Origin of the sequence: Parvularcula marina (assembly GCF_003399445.1) — a bacterium.
Lineage (GTDB): Bacteria > Pseudomonadota > Alphaproteobacteria > Caulobacterales > Parvularculaceae > Parvularcula > Parvularcula marina.
Genome location: NZ_QUQO01000001.1, coordinates 2287137 through 2304089, shown reverse-complemented (window position 1 = coordinate 2304089; position 16953 = coordinate 2287137). Strand labels below are relative to the sequence as shown.

Here is a 16953-nt window from a genome sequence, read left to right as displayed (position 1 = left end):
GGTGATCTATTGCGGACCTAGGCCTTTTTGCCGAGGAACCATGATGAAAACGTCCGCTTCCGTCTTTTTCTCTCTCGCAGCGCTATTTGCGTCTGCTGAGGCTGGTGAAATGTGGGTCACCATCGATCACGCCCGGCTGCATCAAACTGATCGCGCCATTGGCAGCATCATTGTCGGCAACCCTTCCGTTGCTGATGTGACCGTCAAATCTTCGACCGAAATCATTCTGTTCGGCATTACGCCGGGCTCAACCAATGTGTCGCTCTTCTCCCCTGAAGGCGAAAAGATTGAGACACTGACGGTTGCTGTCCGTAACCCGACAGCGAACCGGCTGACCCTTCAGGCGGGTGACATGCGCTACAGCTTTGCCTGCACGAATGTCTGTGAGCAGGTGCCGGCTGTCGGCGATGGCTCGAACGACTCTCGGCTTGCTCTGGGGACGATTGATGCGCAGGCAGCCAACCGCCTCGCAGCGGCTCGCAATGCTGCCAACACATCAATTGGCGTACCGACTCAGCCGACCGATCCGTTTATGGATACACAATCGCCAGAAGCTGAAGGCACTGAAGAAGGCCAGCCCGGCAGTTAAGCGGGGCCGCCCTGCTTTTCGATGAAGAAAGAATAGATCCGCGGCCGCTCCGGCGGCCGTAATCTTTTGCGGCAGATCTCGTCGATCGACCAGGCCATACCCTGGTCAGAGGTTGAGCCCTCTTTCAGCGTGATATCCGCGATCAACCGGTCGAGTGCGCCCGGCCGCTGCGAGACACGCACACTGCAGGAGACGACATCCTCATGCTCCTCGATGATTGCCGCAATCGCATTAGGAAAGACGTTGATTGCCCCGATCTGGACCGCACCATCCCGGCGCCCGCCCAGTTCGAACGTATTCTTTTCCTGCCACTCAAGATTATCCATCGGCAGCATGGCATGGCTGAGCCCATTTGACCGCTTACGGATGACCTTGTCCCCTTCCCGGGTCCAGTGCCCGAAAAGGACGAATGGATCGGGTGGGCTGTCGCGCCAGCCGATGACCCCGCTTTCGGTTGATCCGTAGAGCTCGCGCATCGCGCCGATCCCGCGCGAGCGAAGACGCGCGGCAAGGTCCGGCCCGAAACGCTCACCGAAGGTCATCCCCATGACATTGTTGGCAAGGCCGGGCAGCGTATCGGCAAGATAGCGCCACAGCGTCGGCGTCGCGATCACAATATCGCCAAAGCTGACCGTCGAGGAGAGTTCATCCGGCCCCAGATGACGCGCATCGATGACCTCAAAGCCAAGTAGGTTTGGCGCCATGACGGTGGAGACAAGCCCCATCAGCGAATGCGGAGAGACGAGCGAGACGACCCGGCGGCGGCCCTGCATCAGGCTCGCGACAGCCCCTGCGTCCTGGAAAATATCATCCGCATTGTGACGGGTATCGACAAAACCGGCAGGCGTTGCCGGATGGAAGCGGAAATCTGTCAGTTCATCCCGTATCAGCCCGGCAAGCCGTTCCGCGATTGAACCGAACGTATCCTTTGCGGTGACGCCAAGCTCTTCGGCTTCATGGCCGAAAAACTGAGCCATGCGCGCGCCGCAGGCCTCAATCTGCTCTGCCGTTGCCGCTACGCCGCCAGTACCGAGGGCTGTCTCCTCCCCCCATTTCGACAGGGTCAGCGTCTCTGTATAGCGCCCGAAACGGCGCGACAGCTCATCGGCCGTCAGGGCCGCGACGATCCTGACCAGCTGGCCGGGGCGGAACTCGAAATTCTTCATATCCCTTCCTCGCGCCGTTCTGCGAGGCGATAAAGGCTGGCGAGCAGGCCATCATCTTCGTCAATCGCCGGACGCAGGCTCGATGTCCGGTCGTCAAACCAGGCAGGCCGCACACCGAGGAGCGAATTGGTCCGGAAGAGTAGCCGGTCGCGAAGATCTTCAGGCTTTAACGGGCGGACCTCCATAGTGATGCCCGCTTCTGCTGCTTCCTCGAGCAGCACGTCGCGCGTGATGCCGGGCAGGATGCCCGCGGACAAAGGCGGCGTCATGTAACCGATCCCGGTCCGGACGAAAATATTCGCCATCGTCGTGCTGGTCACTTCTCCGCGTTCATTGAAGAAGAGAACATCGGCGGCCTGCTCATCCTTGGCAAAAGCCATGGCCGCCAGATTATCCGTATAGGAAAGGGTTTTGTAGCGGGAACTCACCGCACCAGAGGAACGCACAAAGGGCGCGGCGATCAGCCGGTCCGGCACATCGGGCAAGGCGGCGGGCGCGGCGCCTGCAAAAAACGCGATAAACACGACCGGCGTCTGTTCCGAGACGGGGACCGGGGAGAGCCCTCGCGGCGCGGGACCTCTCGTCACCGTGATCCGCATGGAGCCATCTTTTGCGCCCTCGGCCTCGAGCAGCTCATGCACGCCATTGCGAAGCATGTGCCGGTTGATCTGGAAACCGAGCGACTGGCCGGAGACCTGCAGCCGCGCGAGGTGCTTTGTCAGGAACAGCGCCCGTCCCTTTGAGACTTTGAGTGTCTCAAACAGCCCGTCGCCAAGCAGCAGCCCCCGGTCCTGTGCCCGGACCAGCGGCGCCTCGTCCGGCAGCAATTCGCCATCACACCAGATCATGCAGTCTCCTTGTCCGTCAGGGACAGAAAGTTCCGCATGATAATGCGCCCCGCGGGCGTGAGAAGACTTTCGGGGTGAAACTGCACACCAAAATGCGGCTGCGTCCGGTGCCGGGCCGCCATCAGCGTGCCCTCCTCATCCCATGCCAGCGCGTCGAGCGGGCCGTCTTCGGGCAGTGTGCCAAGCAAAGAGTGGTATTTCCCGGCCGGAAACGGGCTCGGGATATCGGCAAAAAGCCCGCCGCCCTCATGATGGATCTGGCTGGCGCGGCCATGCATCGGGTGCGGCGCCGGTACGGTCGCCCCGCCATAAGCCTGACAGAGGGCCTGATGCCCAAGACAGACCCCGAGGATCGGCGTCTCCGGCAACAGCTCGAACAGCGCCATCGTTTCAGGCGTATCGGAAGGCTGCCCCGGCCCTGGCGACAGGATGATGCCCTGCGGCGCCTCTACCGCGACATCAGCGGCCACGAGATCATCAACGCGCAGTACATGGGTGGCAGCGCCTGACTCGCGGGCATAGCGGGCGAGCGTCTCCACGAAACTGTCGAAATGATCGATCAGCAGGATCATCGCACCATCGCCTCAAAACCGTAGGCCTTGGCCTGTGTTTCCAGATATTCCGCCTGCGGATCGGAAAGCGCCGTAATGCCGCCGCCGGTGCGATAATCCAGCCGGGCGGTCTCTCCCGCAAATGCCAAAGCCGCCGTCCGGATTGCGACAGAGAAAACATTGGCTCCCTGATGCGGCATGAAAAGCACCGTCCCGCAATAAGGCCCGCGCCCTTCACCTTCGAGGCGAGAGATGACCTGCATCGCGCGATGCTTGGGCGCGCCGGTCACAGAGCCGCAAGGGAAAGCCGCCGCCAGCGCCGCAATCGATCCGCATCCCTCACGCAGCTCTCCCTCGATCCGCGAGTAAAGATGATGCACTGCCGGCAGGCTGCGCAACGCGCAGATCGCAGGCTCAGTGATCGAATGATCGCGGCAGACCTTGGCTAGGTCGTTGCGCAAGAGATCCGCGATCATGATATTCTCTGCCCGGTCCTTTTCACTGGCGAGCAGAGCATCCGCATGAGATTTATCCGTAATCGGATCGCCAGATCGCGGGGCTGTCCCCTTGACCGGCTCGGCAGCGATATGGCCATCACTGATTTCAAGGAACAGCTCGGGCGAATTGCTGAGCACCGCGCCACCCGGACAGGGAAGATAGGCTGCATAGGGCGCCGCCCCCCGCGCCATCATCCGCGAGAAAAACCGGGCACCAAGACCCTCAGATGCCGGAAGTGTCGCCGACAAACGCCTCGAGATATTTGCCTGAAAGATCTCCCCGCGCAGCACTTCGTCGATGACCGCCTGCACTTTGGGCACAAAATCCTGCGCATCAGGCGATGTCAGTGAAGTGAGGTCCGGCACATCCGCTGCCGCCGCATCGGGCGCAGGCTCGAACGGCCTCATCTGCCCATAGCGGACAAGATGCACGACCGGCAGGCCGTCAGGGCCTTCGGGCAGTCCCAGCTCCGGCATCAGGCTAGCCGCCGCCTCATACCCAATATAGCCGCCAACCGCCCCGCCTTCGGGGATTTCCGCGCAAAATGCAGCGATATCCTCGAAAAGGCTCGGCCCGACCTCACTGAACGGCACAGTCAGCGTGCCCGTGAGCGCTTGGCCTGCGGCCCAGCCCGCACCTGTAAAGCCGGGGCCGAACAGCGCCCCGCCATGAAGAGCGGCGTCATGAAAAGTGAGGGTGGGCATGGGAGATGAGCGTCTGCACATTGAAGGCCTGCCGCGCAAGGAAAAGCCATGAAACCCCGCGCGCATCTGCCCCCTACCCAAGTCGCTCGGCTTTGTCTATCTCCCCGTGAAACGTTTTCTGTGCCCGACCGGGAAAGGACCTCCCATGCCTGCGAATATCGTCACCGTCTTTGGCGCCTCAGGGTTTGTGGGCCGGCATGTGGTGCGGGAGCTGGCAAGCCGGGGCTGGCGCGTCCGCGCCGCGGTACGCCGTCCGGCGAATGCCAATTACCTTCGCCCGCTGGGCAAGCTGGGCCAGGTCGACATCGTGCAGGCCAATGTCCGCTACCGGCCCTCGATCTCAGCTGCCCTTGATGGCGCGAGCGCCGTCGTCAACCTGACCGGCATCCTTGCCAATCAGGGCCGCAACAAATTCGACGCTGTTCACGCCGCCGGCGCCCGTAATGTCGCCGAGATGGCGACCAAGGCCGGAATCACCCGCATCGTGCATATCTCCGCTATCGGCGCGAATGCGAACAGCGAAAGCGATTATGCCCGCTCGAAAGCCGAAGGCGAGGAAGCCTTCCGCGAATATGCGCCAAACGCCGTGATCCTCCGCCCTTCGATCATTTTTGGTCCGCAGGATGAATTCTTCAACCGCTTTTCCTCTATGGCACAGCTTGCGCCAGCCCTGCCGCTGATCGGTGGCGGCAAGACCCGCTTTCAGCCGGTCTATGTCGATGATGTCGCCGATGCGGTCGCCATCGCGCTTTCAGATGATCAGTATAAAGGCAAAACCTATGAGCTTGGCGGCCCGGAAGTCATGAGCTTCAAGGAGCTGATGCAGCTTATGCTGAAGACCATCGGCCGCAAACGGATCCTTGCGCCCCTGCCCTTTGGCATGGCGGGCCTGATGGCCCAGCTCGCGCGGCCCTCTGGCTGGACGCCTTTCTTTGATGCGCCCATCACGCCTGATCAGGTCAAACTGCTGAAATACGACAATGTCGTTGGCGAAGCGGGCGATGCGGACGGCACGATCGAGGATTTCGGTATCCGCCCGGAAACCATGGAAGCGATCCTGCCGACCTATCTCTACCGCTACCGCAAGGCCGGACAGTTCAGCCCGGAAACGGTCTAACGAGCCTCTCTTCAGCTCCCCTCCTTAAGAGCGGAGAAAATTTCCTGTTGACGGCAGCGCCATTTTTGGCGTTTTCTGTCGAGGCTTAGGAGAAACTCGACCCAATGACCAAAATGGCGTCCTCGATGAAATGGCTTGCGCTTTCCTGCGCCGCCGTCGTCGTACGCCTTATTCAGACGATTTTTGGTCACAAGGCGAGGTTGATCTAGAGCACTTTCCAATACCCGGAGTGAAGATCGACCCCGCCTCAGCCGAGACGGGGTTTTTTGTTATGGAGAACCCTGAAGATGCCGCCCAATGATGAGAGACCCGACGAAGATCCAGGATTAGAGCCTGCCAGTATGGACTGGCGCTACCAGCTCGACTTCTTCCACGTGCACGGCATGGACGGGGTGTCGACCTCGCTCGTCTCGCTCAAAGACCGGGACGGCATGACCGCCCGCGCCAAGGGCGAAGGCCAGACGCCGCTTCACGCGCTGATCAATGCGCTGAGCAAGATCACCGGGCGCCGCTACACGCTGCGCTGCGCGAAGATCTATGCGACGCGCAATGAATTCGGCGCACGGGCGCAGTCCCATATCGTGCTCGTCGATGAGCAGAGCCGCGGCAGCGCCGGTTTCGGCTGGGCGACCAGCGAGCATGACGCCTTCATGATCGCGGCGCTTCGCATCGTGAATGCGCATGAGGCCGAGCAGCAGGCCGAGGCCATTACCGACGCCAAGGGATATACCGATTACGGATGGAGGAAATCGCGGCGGGCCGCCTCACAGCTCGCTGCGTGATGAGTGAAGGCTCACTCCGGGCCTTCACTTCCGGCGAGACGGTGGGAGCATGCCCCTCAGCCCCCTGCCCGCTCTCATCGTCTCGCCCAATACTCCGTTTGGCATAAAGCCCGACTCCGGGGGCTTTATTCCGTAGATTGAGCGATTACGGCGTCCAGCCATCATCTTCTTCAGGGAGCTCGGACGCCGCCGCCTCACTGATCTCTTCGCCGCGGCGTTTGGCCGTCAGATCCATCAATTGATGGAGGAGCGGCTGAACGCCCTGCCCGGTGACGCCGGAAAGAAGGTGCACTTTGCCCGCAACTATCTCGAGGGCGGACTGCTTCTCGGCCATTTCCTCATCATCAATGGCATCGATCTTGTTGAGCGCAACGATTTCGGGCCGCGCGGCAAGATCTTCCGAATACATCTCCAGCTCATGCCGGATCGTCGTATAGGCGCCTGCAACATCACTTTGCGTGCCATCGACGAGGTGCAGAAGCGCGGCGCAGCGTTCGACATGGCCAAGGAAACGGTCACCGATCCCCGCGCCCTCATGCGCGCCTTCGATCAGGCCCGGAATATCTGCCAGCGTGAAGCTGCGGCCTAGGCCGACCCGGACCACCCCAAGCTGGGGATGAAGCGTCGTGAACGGATAATCGGCGATCTTCGGCTTTGCCGCCGAAACAGCCGCAAGGAATGTCGACTTGCCTGCATTGGGCAGGCCGAGAAGCCCGATATCGGCAATCAGCTTGAGCTTGAGCCAGATCGTGCGTTCTTCCGGTAACTGGCCGGGATTGGCTTTGCGGGGCGCCTGGTTCGTCGAGGATTTGAAGCGTGCATTGCCCCAGCCGCCATTACCGCCCTTGGCGAGCAGCACACGTTTTCCGGAGACATCGAGATCGGCAATCACCGTCTCTTCGTCTTCCTCATAGATCACGGTGCCGGTCGGCACAGGGATCGTGATGTCCGCGCCATCCGCGCCGGTCCGGTTGCGGCCCGAGCCATTATGGCCGCGCTCAGCCTTGAAATGCTGCTGATAGCGGTAATCGATCAGTGTATTGAGGTTATCGACAGCCTCGGCGAAGACATGCCCGCCATCGCCGCCATCCCCTCCATCGGGACCGCCAAATTCGACATATTTCTCCCGCCGGAATGACAAACAGCCATTTCCGCCGCCACCTGACTGGATATAAATTTTTGCGCGATCAAGAAATTTCATGGCCGGAACCTCTCACGGATGAGGCGGTAATGATAGAGCGGCGTGTGCCTGCCGTAATGCGCCGACCACCCCATTTCGGCGGGGCCGATCTGCTCAAATCCCAGCTTGCACAGAATACGGGCCGAAGCGGGATTATCGACACTGACCCGTGCACGGATCACCCCGACGCGATACTGCCCGAAGGCAAGTTGGCAAAGGGCGCGCGCGCCTTCGCTGGCAAGCCCCCGGCCTTCACATCCCCGGCTGACATCATAGCCAATCTCGACCGAGCCCGGCTGCCAGTCAAAAAGCACACCAGTTCCAGCCAGCCGCGTGCCTTCGATGAATGCCAGCCACCGCTTCTCGCCTTCGCCCGCCAGCATCGCCTCGCGAATCCGGCGGCAGACTTCGCCTTGCGTGAAAGGATAGGCCCAACTGCCTGTCATGCGGGCAAAATCGGGATGGTTATGGGTCAGCCAGTACTCTTTCGCATCCCGCAGGGTGACAGGACGGATGAGCAACCTTTCCGTTCGTATACTGTGCGGCATGTCAGTTCAGCCTTTCGCGGGTGAGCCTGTATCCCCAACGGGGGAAATTGCCCTGCAATGTGGTTGACCAGCCCGGACCGATATCACCGATCATCTCAAAGCCGGTTTTCTCCAGAACTTTGATCGAGCCCGCATTATCCTTGAAGACATCCGCTTCGATCGTGCCGAAGCGCAGCGTCTTGAACCCGAAGGCGCAGAACGCGCCGACCGCTTCGCTCATCATGCCCTGCCCCCAGCATTCGCGCGCGATGCCATAGCCAAGCGACCAGACATCCCCCGACCGATGGGAGAAACCGAGCGAGCCGACGACCCGCCCCTCAAAAAAAGCGAGAAAGCCAAACTCGTCCTTGCCCTGAACCTTTTGCCAGTGGCGGATGCGGAAGCGCGCATGTTCTTCGGTGACAGGGTACGGCCAGGTCTTGGTCGCGCGCGTCAGGTCGAAATCATTGAACGCCCGCGCAAGCCCCTTCGCATCCCGCAACGTCGCGGGGCGCAGGAGCAGCCTTTGTGTACGGAGGCTATGCGGCATCTTTCAAGAAACCTTCCCGAACCAATTCGAAATTTACAACAGGCACGTTCATCCCGCGTGTCAGGCAGTGTGCCTCTGCCCGTCCCGAGCTCTGTCTGAAGCCACACTTATTCAGAATACGCATCGAGGCCGCATTGTCGTGAAAGACATCTGCCTGAATGGCACGAAGATTGAGAACCTGAAAGCCAAACCGGCAGACTGCCTGAACAGCCTCCGTGCCCAGCCCCCGCCCCCAGAATGCCGGGGTGATGGCGTAAGCGACGTCCCAATCTCCTGATGATCTGCGGCCAAGTCCCAAATGTCCGATCATCTCACTACAGAACATCATCACGAACCCGAATTCAGACTCGCCTTGCCGAGCGATCATGCCGCGCAGTTTTTCGCGCATCTTATCTTCGGTCAGCGGGAAGGGGAGTGTCCCTGTTTGCCGAGTGAGAACCTCATGCCCCAAAGCCGCAGACAATCCCTTCGCGTCCCGCAATATCGCGGGGCGCAAGAGCAGCCTTTCGGTCCGTAATGAGTGAGGCATGTCCGTCTTTTCGACCTCCAAAGAAAAAGGGGCCCGCGAAGGCCCCTCCTCAATTCAAGGTCAGGTCTTTGCGAGAACCCTGTCTTACTCCGCAGCCTCAGCCGGGGCGACCGAAACGACTTTGCGGTCTTCCTTGGTGGTGCGGAAGGTCACGTGACCTTCGACCTTGGCGAACAGCGTGTGGTCCTTGCCCATGCCGACATTGTCGCCAGCGAAGAACTTGGTGCCGCGCTGACGCACGATGATGTTGCCGGGAATGACGAGCTCGCCGCCATATTTCTTGACGCCAAGGCGCCGACCCGCGGAGTCGCGGCCGTTACGTGACGAGCCGCCTGCTTTTTTATGTGCCATGCTTAGTCGTCCTTCTTCGCGGCTGCCTGGTCAACTTTCGCCCGTGGCGGTTTGCCAGCCAGCAATTCTTTAGCCTGTTCCTGCCACTCATCGGATTCAGCGCGGCCTGCGCAGCCGATTTCCTCGAGTTTTGCCTTGGTCTCGTCGGACATCTCCGCCAGCGGCGCAAGAGACGTAATCCCGACAGTCTCAAGTTTTTCTTTCAATTTCGGGCCAACGCCGCCGATCAGCGCGACATCATCGACGATATCGGCCTTCGGGGCTTCTTTGGCTTCGGCCTTGGGGGCCTCTTTTTTCGCAGCCGGTTTGGCCGCAGCCTTCGCGCTCGATTTCGCGCCACCCGTCAGGATTTCGCGGACTTTCAGCACGGTCATCGGCTGGCGATGGCCTTTTTTGCGGCGATAGTTCTGGCGGCGGCGCTTTTTGAAGACGGTGATCTTCTTGTCGCGGCCCTGCTCGAGGATTTCTGCAGAAACAGAGGCGCCATCGACCTTCGGCGCACCGATTTCGGTCGAGCCATTGCCGCCCACCATCAGCACGTCTTCGAGGGTGACGATATCGCCGGCGTCGCCCACCAGCTTCTCGACTTTGATGACATCATCTGCGGAAACGCGGAACTGCTTCCCGCCAGTCTTCACGACTGCGTACATATCTTTGCCTTTCGCTTCGCCGGTGTGCCGGCCATGCCTTTTTCACCCCGGGATCTTGGTGCCCCGGTTTCAAGAAGCGGGCAGCTAGGGGGAAAACCAGGAGAGGTCAAGCGGAATCGGCGGTTGAGGCCACTTTCCCCGGCGCAAGAGACCGTCTAGCCCGCAAGGATGAGCTGGCTTGCGATCCTCTACATTTTTCTGGCCCCTTCAGTCGAGGCATCCCCGCCGCAGCGCATCGTCTCGCTCAATCTCTGCACCGACCAGCTGCTAATCGAATTGGCGGACCGCGAGCGGATCGCCGGTGTCAGCTATTGGGCGGTCGATCCCAGAATGGCCGCCTATGCGGCAGAGGCCAAAGGCCTGCGCACGGTGCGGGGCAGCGCCGAGGAAGTGATCGGGCTTGAGCCTGACCTTGTCCTCGCCGGGACATTCTCGACGCGCGAGACGGTCTCTATCCTCACCCGGCTCGGCTATCAGGTGGTGGACTTCACCCCGGCCAATTCCATTGAGGATATTGCCACAAACCTTCGGACGCTCGGCGCCGCCATCAGCGAGGAAGAAAAGGCAGAAGAGATCATCGCCCGGATGGAAGCCCGGCTTGCCACACCTCCGGAGGCCCCGAATGATGAGAGCCCCCTTTTTGCAACCTATGACGCGAATGGCTGGAGCACCGGCAGCGGCACGCTGACCTCCGACATTGCGGCGCGCGCAGGATACAGAACATTGGGAGATGAGCTGGGATTTTTCGGCAGCCGCCGGGTCAATCTTGAGACCCTCCTGACCGTGCAGCCCGATGTCATTGATCTGGGAGATGCCCGCGCCGATGCCCCGGCCCTCGCCAGCGAAGCTCTTAAACACCCTGCGCTGGGGAATCTTCTGACGCAAGCAAGGGAAGTGAAGATCCCCGGCTATTTGACCGCCTGCGGCACACCGAAGACGGTCGAAGCGGTCGAGCTTCTGATAGAGGCCGCACCGTGAAGCCTCTTCCCTATACGCTGCTCTGCGGCGGTCTTTTCATCTGCATTCTGATTGCTACCTTCGCCTCCCTGATGATTGGGCCTGCGGCCGCTGGGCTGGGGAGCCTTTTCGGCAAGCTGACCGGCGGGGAAGCGGACACGGCGATCCTGATCATGCGGGAGATCCGCCTGCCTAGGATGCTGCTTGCGGTCCTGATCGGCGGCTCGCTCGGGCTCTCTGGCGCGGCGCTTCAAGGGCTTTTGCGCAACCCGCTGGCCGAGCCTGGCATTATCGGTGTCTCGGGCGCCGCCAGCCTCGGCGCCGTGATCGCACTCTATTTCGGCCTGTCAGCAGCCTTCGCGCTGGCCCTGCCACTGCTGGCGATCATCGGCGCGCTGCTCGCCGCCTTGCTCCTGCATGTTCTTGCGGGCCGACAATCGATCCTGACACTGATCCTTGCGGGCGTAGCGCTCACCAGCCTGACTGGCGCGCTGACCGCGCTTGCTCTCAATCTCTCCCCCAATCCCTTTGCCGCCTATGAGATCGTCACCTGGATGCTCGGCTCCCTGACGGATCGCAGCATGGTTCATGTGACGCTCGCCGCACCCTTCATTGTCGCCGGGTGGGTCATGCTGCTCCTTGCCGCGCCTGCACTTGATGCCCTCACCCTCGGCGAGGAAACTGCGCAGAGCATGGGCGCGGACTTACGCCGTACCCGTATCCTGATCATTAGCGGCACGGCCCTCTGCGTCGGCGCCGCGACCGCCGTCAGCGGTGTCATCGGCTTTATCGGCCTGATCGTCCCGCACCTTCTCCGCCCGCTCGTCGGGCACCGGCCTTCGCGCCTCCTGCCTGTCAGTGCGCTGGGCGGGGCGCTTCTCCTTTTACTCGCGGACATCCTCGTGCGGCTGATCACACCCGGCACGGAATTGAAGCTCGGCGTTGTGACCGCACTGATCGGCGCGCCTTTCTTCCTCTGGCTGGTCCTTAAGACGAGGAGCAGCGCCTCATGAGCCTGATTGTCCGAAAGCTGAGCGTCCCGCTTGGTGAATGCCATATCGTCGAGGACGCCTCTCTCACCGTTGAGCCCGGCAACCTCACCGGCCTGATCGGCGCGAATGGAGCCGGTAAATCGACCCTGATGCGCGCGATAGCAGGGCTTCTCCCTGATGCAAAAGGCGAGGTCCGCCTTGACGACATTACGACGGCAAGCCTTACCCCACGCCAGTTAGCCCATCGCCTCGCTTATTTGCCACAAGGCCAGCAAGTCGACTGGTCCCTGACGGTCAGGGATGTTGTCGGGCTTGGTCGCTTTCCCTTTCAAGGTCGGTTCGGCCGTCCGTCTGCAGAAGACCGCGCCATTGTCGAGGATACGATCGGCAGGCTGGGGCTCTCTGCGATTGCCGAACGCGCCGCGACGTCCCTGTCAGGCGGGGAGCGGGCATTGGTCCTGCTGGGCCGGGCGCTCGCCGCCCGCACGCCTTACCTTTTCGCAGATGAGCCAACCGCCGCGCTCGACCCGGCCCGCCAGCTTGAGGTCATAGACCTTCTTTCCGCCGAGGCCAAAAGCGGCAAGGGCATCCTTGTCGTCCTGCATGATCTTAACCTTGCCTCACGCTATCTCGATCAAGTCATCGTAATGCATCGGGGGCGGATCATTGCGGACGGTCCGCCCGCAGAGGTGTTGTGCGAAGACACCCTGCAAACAGCTTACGGCATCACACCGCTGACGGGTGAGAGCGACGGCCAGCGTTGGCTCATCCCCTGGCGGCGAACCTGAGGGAACCTTGCGGCAGGCCATCCGTTTACCCCATCGAGGTCAAACAATCATGCCGACATATATCCAGAAAAGCCAAGCCGAGGGCGAGAATATCCTGCATGAGGCGGATATCGCCTGGCCCTATCATGTCATCTCCTGGCTGGCGCTGATCTTTCTCGGCATCCTCATTATTGGCATCGTCATTTTCGTCCGAATGCAGATCTGGTTGCATACAACAGAGTTCGGCCTGACCGACCGCAAGATCATCTACAAGGTCGGCTTCTTCTCCCGCGAGACCCATGAAATCCCGCTCACCTCGCTTGATGAAGTGACGATCGAACAAGGATTTTGGGGATGGCTCTTCGGCTATGGCCAGTTGCGGCTATGGGGTTCCGGCCGGGGCGAGCTCTGCTCACCGCCGGTCATGAACCCGATCCTCATAAGGCAAAAAATGTCAGACGCCCGCGCAGAAATAATCCGCCCCGAGATGCCGACTGAGCATGGCTCAACGTCAAAGGGTTCACGCCGCCAATACCGGCTGCGTAGCCACATACCTGCGCACATAGCGCAGAATCATTAATTCCCAGACGGATCGTCTGATCAGGGTTTCTTCACCCACTGGCCGGACGCGTCCTGAACACAATGGCCGGACGGCGCGCCATTGATCAGCTTTTCAGCGGTCACCTTGGCAGCGGCAGCCACCGGCACGCCATTGGCGCTGGCCAATTGCTGATAGGCGTCTTTCCGCTTTTGATTGATGTCCCGCACTTCGCGGCGAAGCGTATCACTGGCGGCACTTTCGTCGATAATGCCGAGATAGCCATCAATCCGTTCACCGACGACACAGGCGGCTTTCGCCTCCTCGATGATCGGCGGGGCAGAATGGGCGACGCCGGTAAACAGCGTCAGGGTGAGGGCGGCGGCGAGCGCTTTCAATGTCATGATGCGGCTCCTTGCTCAGAAAATATCCGGGTTGGACGAAATCAGATCCTCGACCTCACGATCAAGTTTCACACGAACTTCCTGTTCGATCTTGACGTTGAGGTTGATCTCAATGGGCTTGTCGGGGGCCTCAACCTTCACGGTTGCGCAAGCCGCCATGGTCAGCGGCGCAAGGGCCAGAAAGGCAAATCGGGTCATGCGGGTCTCCCGTTTGGTGGGCACCAAATCTCTTGCCCCAACATGGCAGGATTGCGGCAGAAAAAAAAGCGCGACACGCCGTTACTCTTCGGGATCATTGCGTTCATTCTCAAGCTGTTCTCGCGCCGCCTCGATCTGGAGCCGCGTATCGCGCGACAGCCGCGCCTGATTGATGAGCGAAATCAACGGCACTTCGACATTGGCGCGGAAAATGATAGGCGCATTCACATTCTCTGCCCCGCCATCTCCATCGAGATCGACCTCGCTCTCACCCTTGAAGGTGAATTTGAAATCAAGATCGCCGTCGAGCCGGCCGTTGATCGTCGCCTCAAGCTCCGAGAAGCGCAGGAATTCGAGCGCATCAAAGGCAAGGCGCGCGCCCTGGTTCGATTGGGCCGCAGCTTCCGCGGTCGGACCGGTGAACTCGATCACCCCCGGTGAGGTTGCCCGCAACACACCATTCTCGATACGGACGGCAAAGCGGTCAAAGACGATGGGCAGTGTACCTTCAACCCGGCCCGCGCCTGTCAGCCCCTTCACTTTGAGGAAGGACAGGATCGCGCCGAGATCAAGATCCTCCGCGCGCAAGGTTGCCACCGAGCCACCATCAAATCCGATCACGGCCTTTTCGGCGATCATCTGCCCGTCAAAAAGCGGGAAGACCGCTTCCTCAACGACCAGCGTGTCATCACCCGGCAGTTCGAAACGGACTTCTCCGTTGGGCAGGGCGATCGAGCCGAAATCGATGGAGCCGACCTCGATGACCTGCATCCCATCCGTCGTCACGGGGAAGAGGTTCGAGAAAGTCAGCACACCCGTCAGCTCGGATGTCCGCTCGACCGTAATACCGGGGCCCGAGAAGCTGAGCTTTGTGGGAGAGATGACCGCGCTCGTCTTGAGTCCGCCATTACCCCAATCCGCGACCGCCGAGCCATGCAGGCTTCCCGTCGCCTTGCTGATGATCCCGATCAGAGGCGGCAGGAGTTTTGAGGGTTGCAGTCCGCCGGCCACGAAACGCAGCTCCCCGCTGTCAAATTCAGCATGCCCCCGGCCCGTTTCCAGCGTGTGCTGACCTTTGACTGTGCCAAGCGGCGTGCCGTTGGGGCCGGCTACAGCCAAATTAAAACCAACCCGCCCGCTTTTCAGCTTCACGGGGCCGCTGACTTTCATGGACGCAACGCGCGGAGCCTCCCGCGCTTCGGTGATGGTCACACCCTTGATGGTAAGCTCGCCTTCGGCATCCCCGCTGAGCACCCGGACCTGTCCGTCGGCAACAATATTCTGGAGGCTGAGCGTATTATTGATCTGCCCATTCCCGCCAGTCAGTGACATGGTCAGGGCAGTGATATTCTCCTGATTATCGAAATCAAGGCTAGCCGCGCCGCGCAGGCTGCTCGCCCGGATTTGCGTTTCTCCGGCTTGCGCCGAAATCCGCGAGAGCCGCACACCGACGCCGCCTTCAAGGCTGTTGGCCTCACCCAAAGCCGCAGACAGGAAGGGGCGGCCTGCTTCTGGGATCAGTTCCGTCGGCCCCAACGTCGCCCTCATACTGCCATTGGTGGAGCGCAGCTTTGCGCCACCAACAACGACTGTAGCGTCTTCCGTTCCCGGAATGCTGAAGAGGCTGGTATTGAAATCGGCCCGCACGGGCAATTGCGCGCGGATCGGCGCATCACTGACGGTCAGCGCGCCCAGCCGGGCCTGCTGCAATCGGCCGGCAAGCTGTGTTTCCAACGTCAGGACACCGCGATCATAGCTGCCCTGTGCGGCCACCTCATCCGCATTGAGCGTCAGCCCAGCAATCTCCCAGCGCGGCAAATGGCCGGCGAGAGCCAACTCCCATGGGCCAGTTCCCTCCTGTTTAGCGAGCAGCACGACATCGCCCGCAAATTGCGGCAGCTCTGTCGAGAGACGTGCGGCAACATCCGCACTGTCTTCACTCAGTACAAGGAGGGGCTCTGCCTCTATTCCTTCAAGGCGGAGGAAGCTGCCTTCACTACTGCGGGCTTCAATAGGCGCATCGCCGATCCGGGCGGTCATCACACCGCCTTCGATCATCGCATCAACAGAGCCCGTCAGGGTGACGAGATCGAGTTCGGTCTGGAAGGGCGGTGCGCCATCAGCAAGGCTTTGCAGCACGGCCGTCGTCTCCGCGCCGATTGAGGCCGAGCTGATATTGAGCGATAGACGCCCGCTGTCCGGCAGCTTGCCCGCAAGCAAAGGTCGCCAGTCTCCCGCCGCGCCATCAAGCTGCAGATCGAGATTACGGGCAATCGTCTGTGCTGTGAGGACATCGCCTCGCAGAGTGGCTTTGCCCGTGGCCGGGCCATCAGATGTAAGATCGATATTGGCGGAGAGGTTGATCGCTTCCGCGGACAGCGTCTCTACCCCGAGCCGGTCGCCGGTCAGCTCCAGCACGATCTCACCGCCCTCTTCAGGATCCACCGCGATGGCGGCGGTCAGCCGCCCCTCGCCTTCCGGCGTCATCAGCGCGACATTCGCCTCCGCCACCGTCAGGGAACGGAAGGGATAGCCGCTTTTCTCCTGCGGCTCGCCATCGCCTTGGGGAAGTGACAGCCCCTCGACACTCACCTCGCCCGTTTCGGTGAGAACAAGCGTGCCTTCGAGCCGCGGCACGACGATGTCCCGCACGCGGCGGTCGCGCCAAAGCTCGCCAAATTCGTAATCGACCGAGGCTTCGCCCGAGAGCTGCGGCGCCTCCAGTGTGAAGGCCGCCTTTTTCATGGTCAGTGTCGTGACGGTGACGTCCGGATCTTCCAGCCCAAGCTTTTCAAGCTGGCCCTCAGCGATCCAGCCGGCCAGCGGCAGGCGCCAGATATAGGCCGCCCCCGCCGCCACGATCAGCAGCAGGACCAGTCCGGCCGATATGCGCCACAACCATTTCAACAGATCAAACCCTTTCGCGGCCACGCCGCTCGCCCCTCATATATAATGTGCACTATGCCCCGGCGTTCCCGCCAAGGCGAGGGCAGGCGCCAGCGAATATGACGCAGTGCGGAATCTGTTGTAAGAAGGTTGCGACTGCGGCCATGGA

Annotated in this window: 20 protein-coding genes; 7 read left to right on the top strand and 13 right to left on the bottom strand. The window is 61.1% G+C overall.

Annotated elements, in window-relative coordinates; all coding sequences use genetic code 11:
• Nucleotides 1–40 precede the first annotated feature (40 nt).
• Entirely contained in the window at nucleotides 41–589 is a 549-nt protein-coding gene (locus DX908_RS11145; protein WP_116392407.1) for a pilus assembly protein N-terminal domain-containing protein, read from the top strand.
• Here the strand turns inward: DX908_RS11145 and DX908_RS11140 are convergent.
• From DX908_RS11140 to DX908_RS11125, 4 genes are read right to left on the bottom strand one after another with little or no spacing between them, the layout of a single operon-like run.
• Nucleotides 586–1755 carry an acyl-CoA synthetase family protein gene (locus tag DX908_RS11140; protein WP_116392406.1) on the bottom strand — a complete coding sequence of 390 codons (1170 nt, stop codon included), beginning with the start codon at nucleotides 1753–1755 and terminating at the stop codon, nucleotides 586–588. The genes DX908_RS11145 and DX908_RS11140 overlap by 4 nt on opposite strands.
• Nucleotides 1752–2603, bottom strand: a complete 852-nt coding sequence (locus DX908_RS11135) for an aminotransferase class IV (RefSeq protein ID WP_116392405.1) — start codon at nucleotides 2601–2603, stop codon at nucleotides 1752–1754. Before DX908_RS11135 ends, DX908_RS11140 begins: the two co-directional genes overlap by 4 nt.
• Nucleotides 2600–3175, bottom strand: coding sequence for an anthranilate synthase component II (locus tag DX908_RS11130; RefSeq protein WP_116392404.1), 576 nt, complete (start codon nucleotides 3173–3175; stop codon nucleotides 2600–2602). The genes DX908_RS11135 and DX908_RS11130 overlap by 4 nt, the downstream gene beginning before the upstream one ends.
• On the bottom strand, nucleotides 3172–4356 hold the full coding sequence (locus DX908_RS11125) for an anthranilate synthase component I family protein (RefSeq protein ID WP_158548695.1): 1185 nt from the start codon (nucleotides 4354–4356) through the stop codon (nucleotides 3172–3174). Before DX908_RS11125 ends, DX908_RS11130 begins: the two co-directional genes overlap by 4 nt.
• Before the next feature lie 145 nt (nucleotides 4357–4501).
• Between DX908_RS11125 and DX908_RS11120 the strand changes: the two genes are divergently transcribed.
• Together DX908_RS11120 and DX908_RS11115 are read left to right on the top strand one after the other, a co-directional pair.
• Entirely contained in the window at nucleotides 4502–5473 is a 972-nt protein-coding gene (locus tag DX908_RS11120) for a complex I NDUFA9 subunit family protein (RefSeq protein ID WP_116392402.1), read from the top strand.
• 287 nt (nucleotides 5474–5760) lie between these two features.
• Entirely contained in the window at nucleotides 5761–6255 is a 495-nt protein-coding gene (locus DX908_RS11115) for an alpha-isopropylmalate synthase regulatory domain-containing protein (RefSeq protein ID WP_116392401.1), read from the top strand.
• A gap of 145 nt (nucleotides 6256–6400) precedes the next feature.
• On the opposite strand, the gene obgE is transcribed toward DX908_RS11115, so the two are convergent.
• The 6 genes from obgE to rplU all read right to left on the bottom strand — a co-directional run bounded on the left by obgE (nucleotide 6401) and on the right by rplU (nucleotide 10042).
• Nucleotides 6401–7456: a GTPase ObgE gene (gene obgE / locus DX908_RS11110; protein WP_116392400.1), complete on the bottom strand. Its 1056-nt coding sequence runs from the start codon at nucleotides 7454–7456 to the stop codon at nucleotides 6401–6403.
• Complete coding sequence (locus DX908_RS11105) at nucleotides 7453–7983, bottom strand: GNAT family N-acetyltransferase (RefSeq protein WP_116392399.1); 531 nt, start codon at nucleotides 7981–7983, stop codon at nucleotides 7453–7455. The genes obgE and DX908_RS11105 overlap by 4 nt, the downstream gene beginning before the upstream one ends.
• 1 nt (nucleotide 7984) lies before the next feature.
• A complete protein-coding gene (locus DX908_RS11100; protein ID WP_116392398.1) occupies nucleotides 7985–8512 on the bottom strand; it encodes a GNAT family N-acetyltransferase in 528 nt (175 codons plus the stop codon).
• Nucleotides 8502–9041: a GNAT family N-acetyltransferase gene (locus DX908_RS11095; protein ID WP_147303780.1), complete on the bottom strand. Its 540-nt coding sequence runs from the start codon at nucleotides 9039–9041 to the stop codon at nucleotides 8502–8504. The genes DX908_RS11100 and DX908_RS11095 overlap by 11 nt, the downstream gene beginning before the upstream one ends.
• A gap of 84 nt (nucleotides 9042–9125) precedes the next feature.
• Nucleotides 9126–9392: a 50S ribosomal protein L27 gene (rpmA, locus tag DX908_RS11090; protein ID WP_116392396.1), complete on the bottom strand. Its 267-nt coding sequence runs from the start codon at nucleotides 9390–9392 to the stop codon at nucleotides 9126–9128.
• Between the two features lie 2 nt (nucleotides 9393–9394).
• Complete coding sequence (gene rplU, locus DX908_RS16720) at nucleotides 9395–10042, bottom strand: 50S ribosomal protein L21 (protein ID WP_116392395.1); 648 nt, start codon at nucleotides 10040–10042, stop codon at nucleotides 9395–9397.
• Nucleotides 10043–10210: 168 nt separating this feature from the next.
• On the opposite strand from rplU, the gene DX908_RS11080 reads away from it, so the two are divergent.
• From DX908_RS11080 to DX908_RS11065, 4 genes are read left to right on the top strand one after another with little or no spacing between them, the layout of a single operon-like run.
• On the top strand, nucleotides 10211–11020 hold the full coding sequence (locus tag DX908_RS11080; RefSeq protein ID WP_116392394.1) for an ABC transporter substrate-binding protein: 810 nt from the start codon (nucleotides 10211–10213) through the stop codon (nucleotides 11018–11020).
• Nucleotides 11017–12012 carry a FecCD family ABC transporter permease gene (locus DX908_RS11075; protein ID WP_199564688.1) on the top strand — a complete coding sequence of 332 codons (996 nt, stop codon included), beginning with the start codon at nucleotides 11017–11019 and terminating at the stop codon, nucleotides 12010–12012. The genes DX908_RS11080 and DX908_RS11075 overlap by 4 nt, the downstream gene beginning before the upstream one ends.
• Entirely contained in the window at nucleotides 12009–12779 is a 771-nt protein-coding gene (locus DX908_RS11070; RefSeq protein WP_116392393.1) for an ABC transporter ATP-binding protein, read from the top strand. The genes DX908_RS11075 and DX908_RS11070 overlap by 4 nt, the downstream gene beginning before the upstream one ends.
• A gap of 49 nt (nucleotides 12780–12828) precedes the next feature.
• Entirely contained in the window at nucleotides 12829–13338 is a 510-nt protein-coding gene (locus DX908_RS11065; protein ID WP_116392392.1) for a PH domain-containing protein, read from the top strand.
• A 20-nt stretch (nucleotides 13339–13358) separates the two neighbouring features.
• Here DX908_RS11065 and DX908_RS11060 read toward each other — a convergent pair whose 3' ends face one another.
• The 3 genes from DX908_RS11060 to DX908_RS11050 all read right to left on the bottom strand — a co-directional run bounded on the left by DX908_RS11060 (nucleotide 13359) and on the right by DX908_RS11050 (nucleotide 16829).
• On the bottom strand, nucleotides 13359–13700 hold the full coding sequence (locus DX908_RS11060) for a YdbL family probable chaperone protein (protein ID WP_116392391.1): 342 nt from the start codon (nucleotides 13698–13700) through the stop codon (nucleotides 13359–13361).
• Between the two features lie 15 nt (nucleotides 13701–13715).
• Complete coding sequence (locus DX908_RS11055; protein ID WP_116392390.1) at nucleotides 13716–13898, bottom strand: YnbE family lipoprotein; 183 nt, start codon at nucleotides 13896–13898, stop codon at nucleotides 13716–13718.
• A gap of 81 nt (nucleotides 13899–13979) precedes the next feature.
• Complete coding sequence (locus DX908_RS11050) at nucleotides 13980–16829, bottom strand: intermembrane phospholipid transport protein YdbH family protein (RefSeq protein WP_116392389.1); 2850 nt, start codon at nucleotides 16827–16829, stop codon at nucleotides 13980–13982.
• Between the last annotated feature and the right edge of the window lie 124 nt (nucleotides 16830–16953).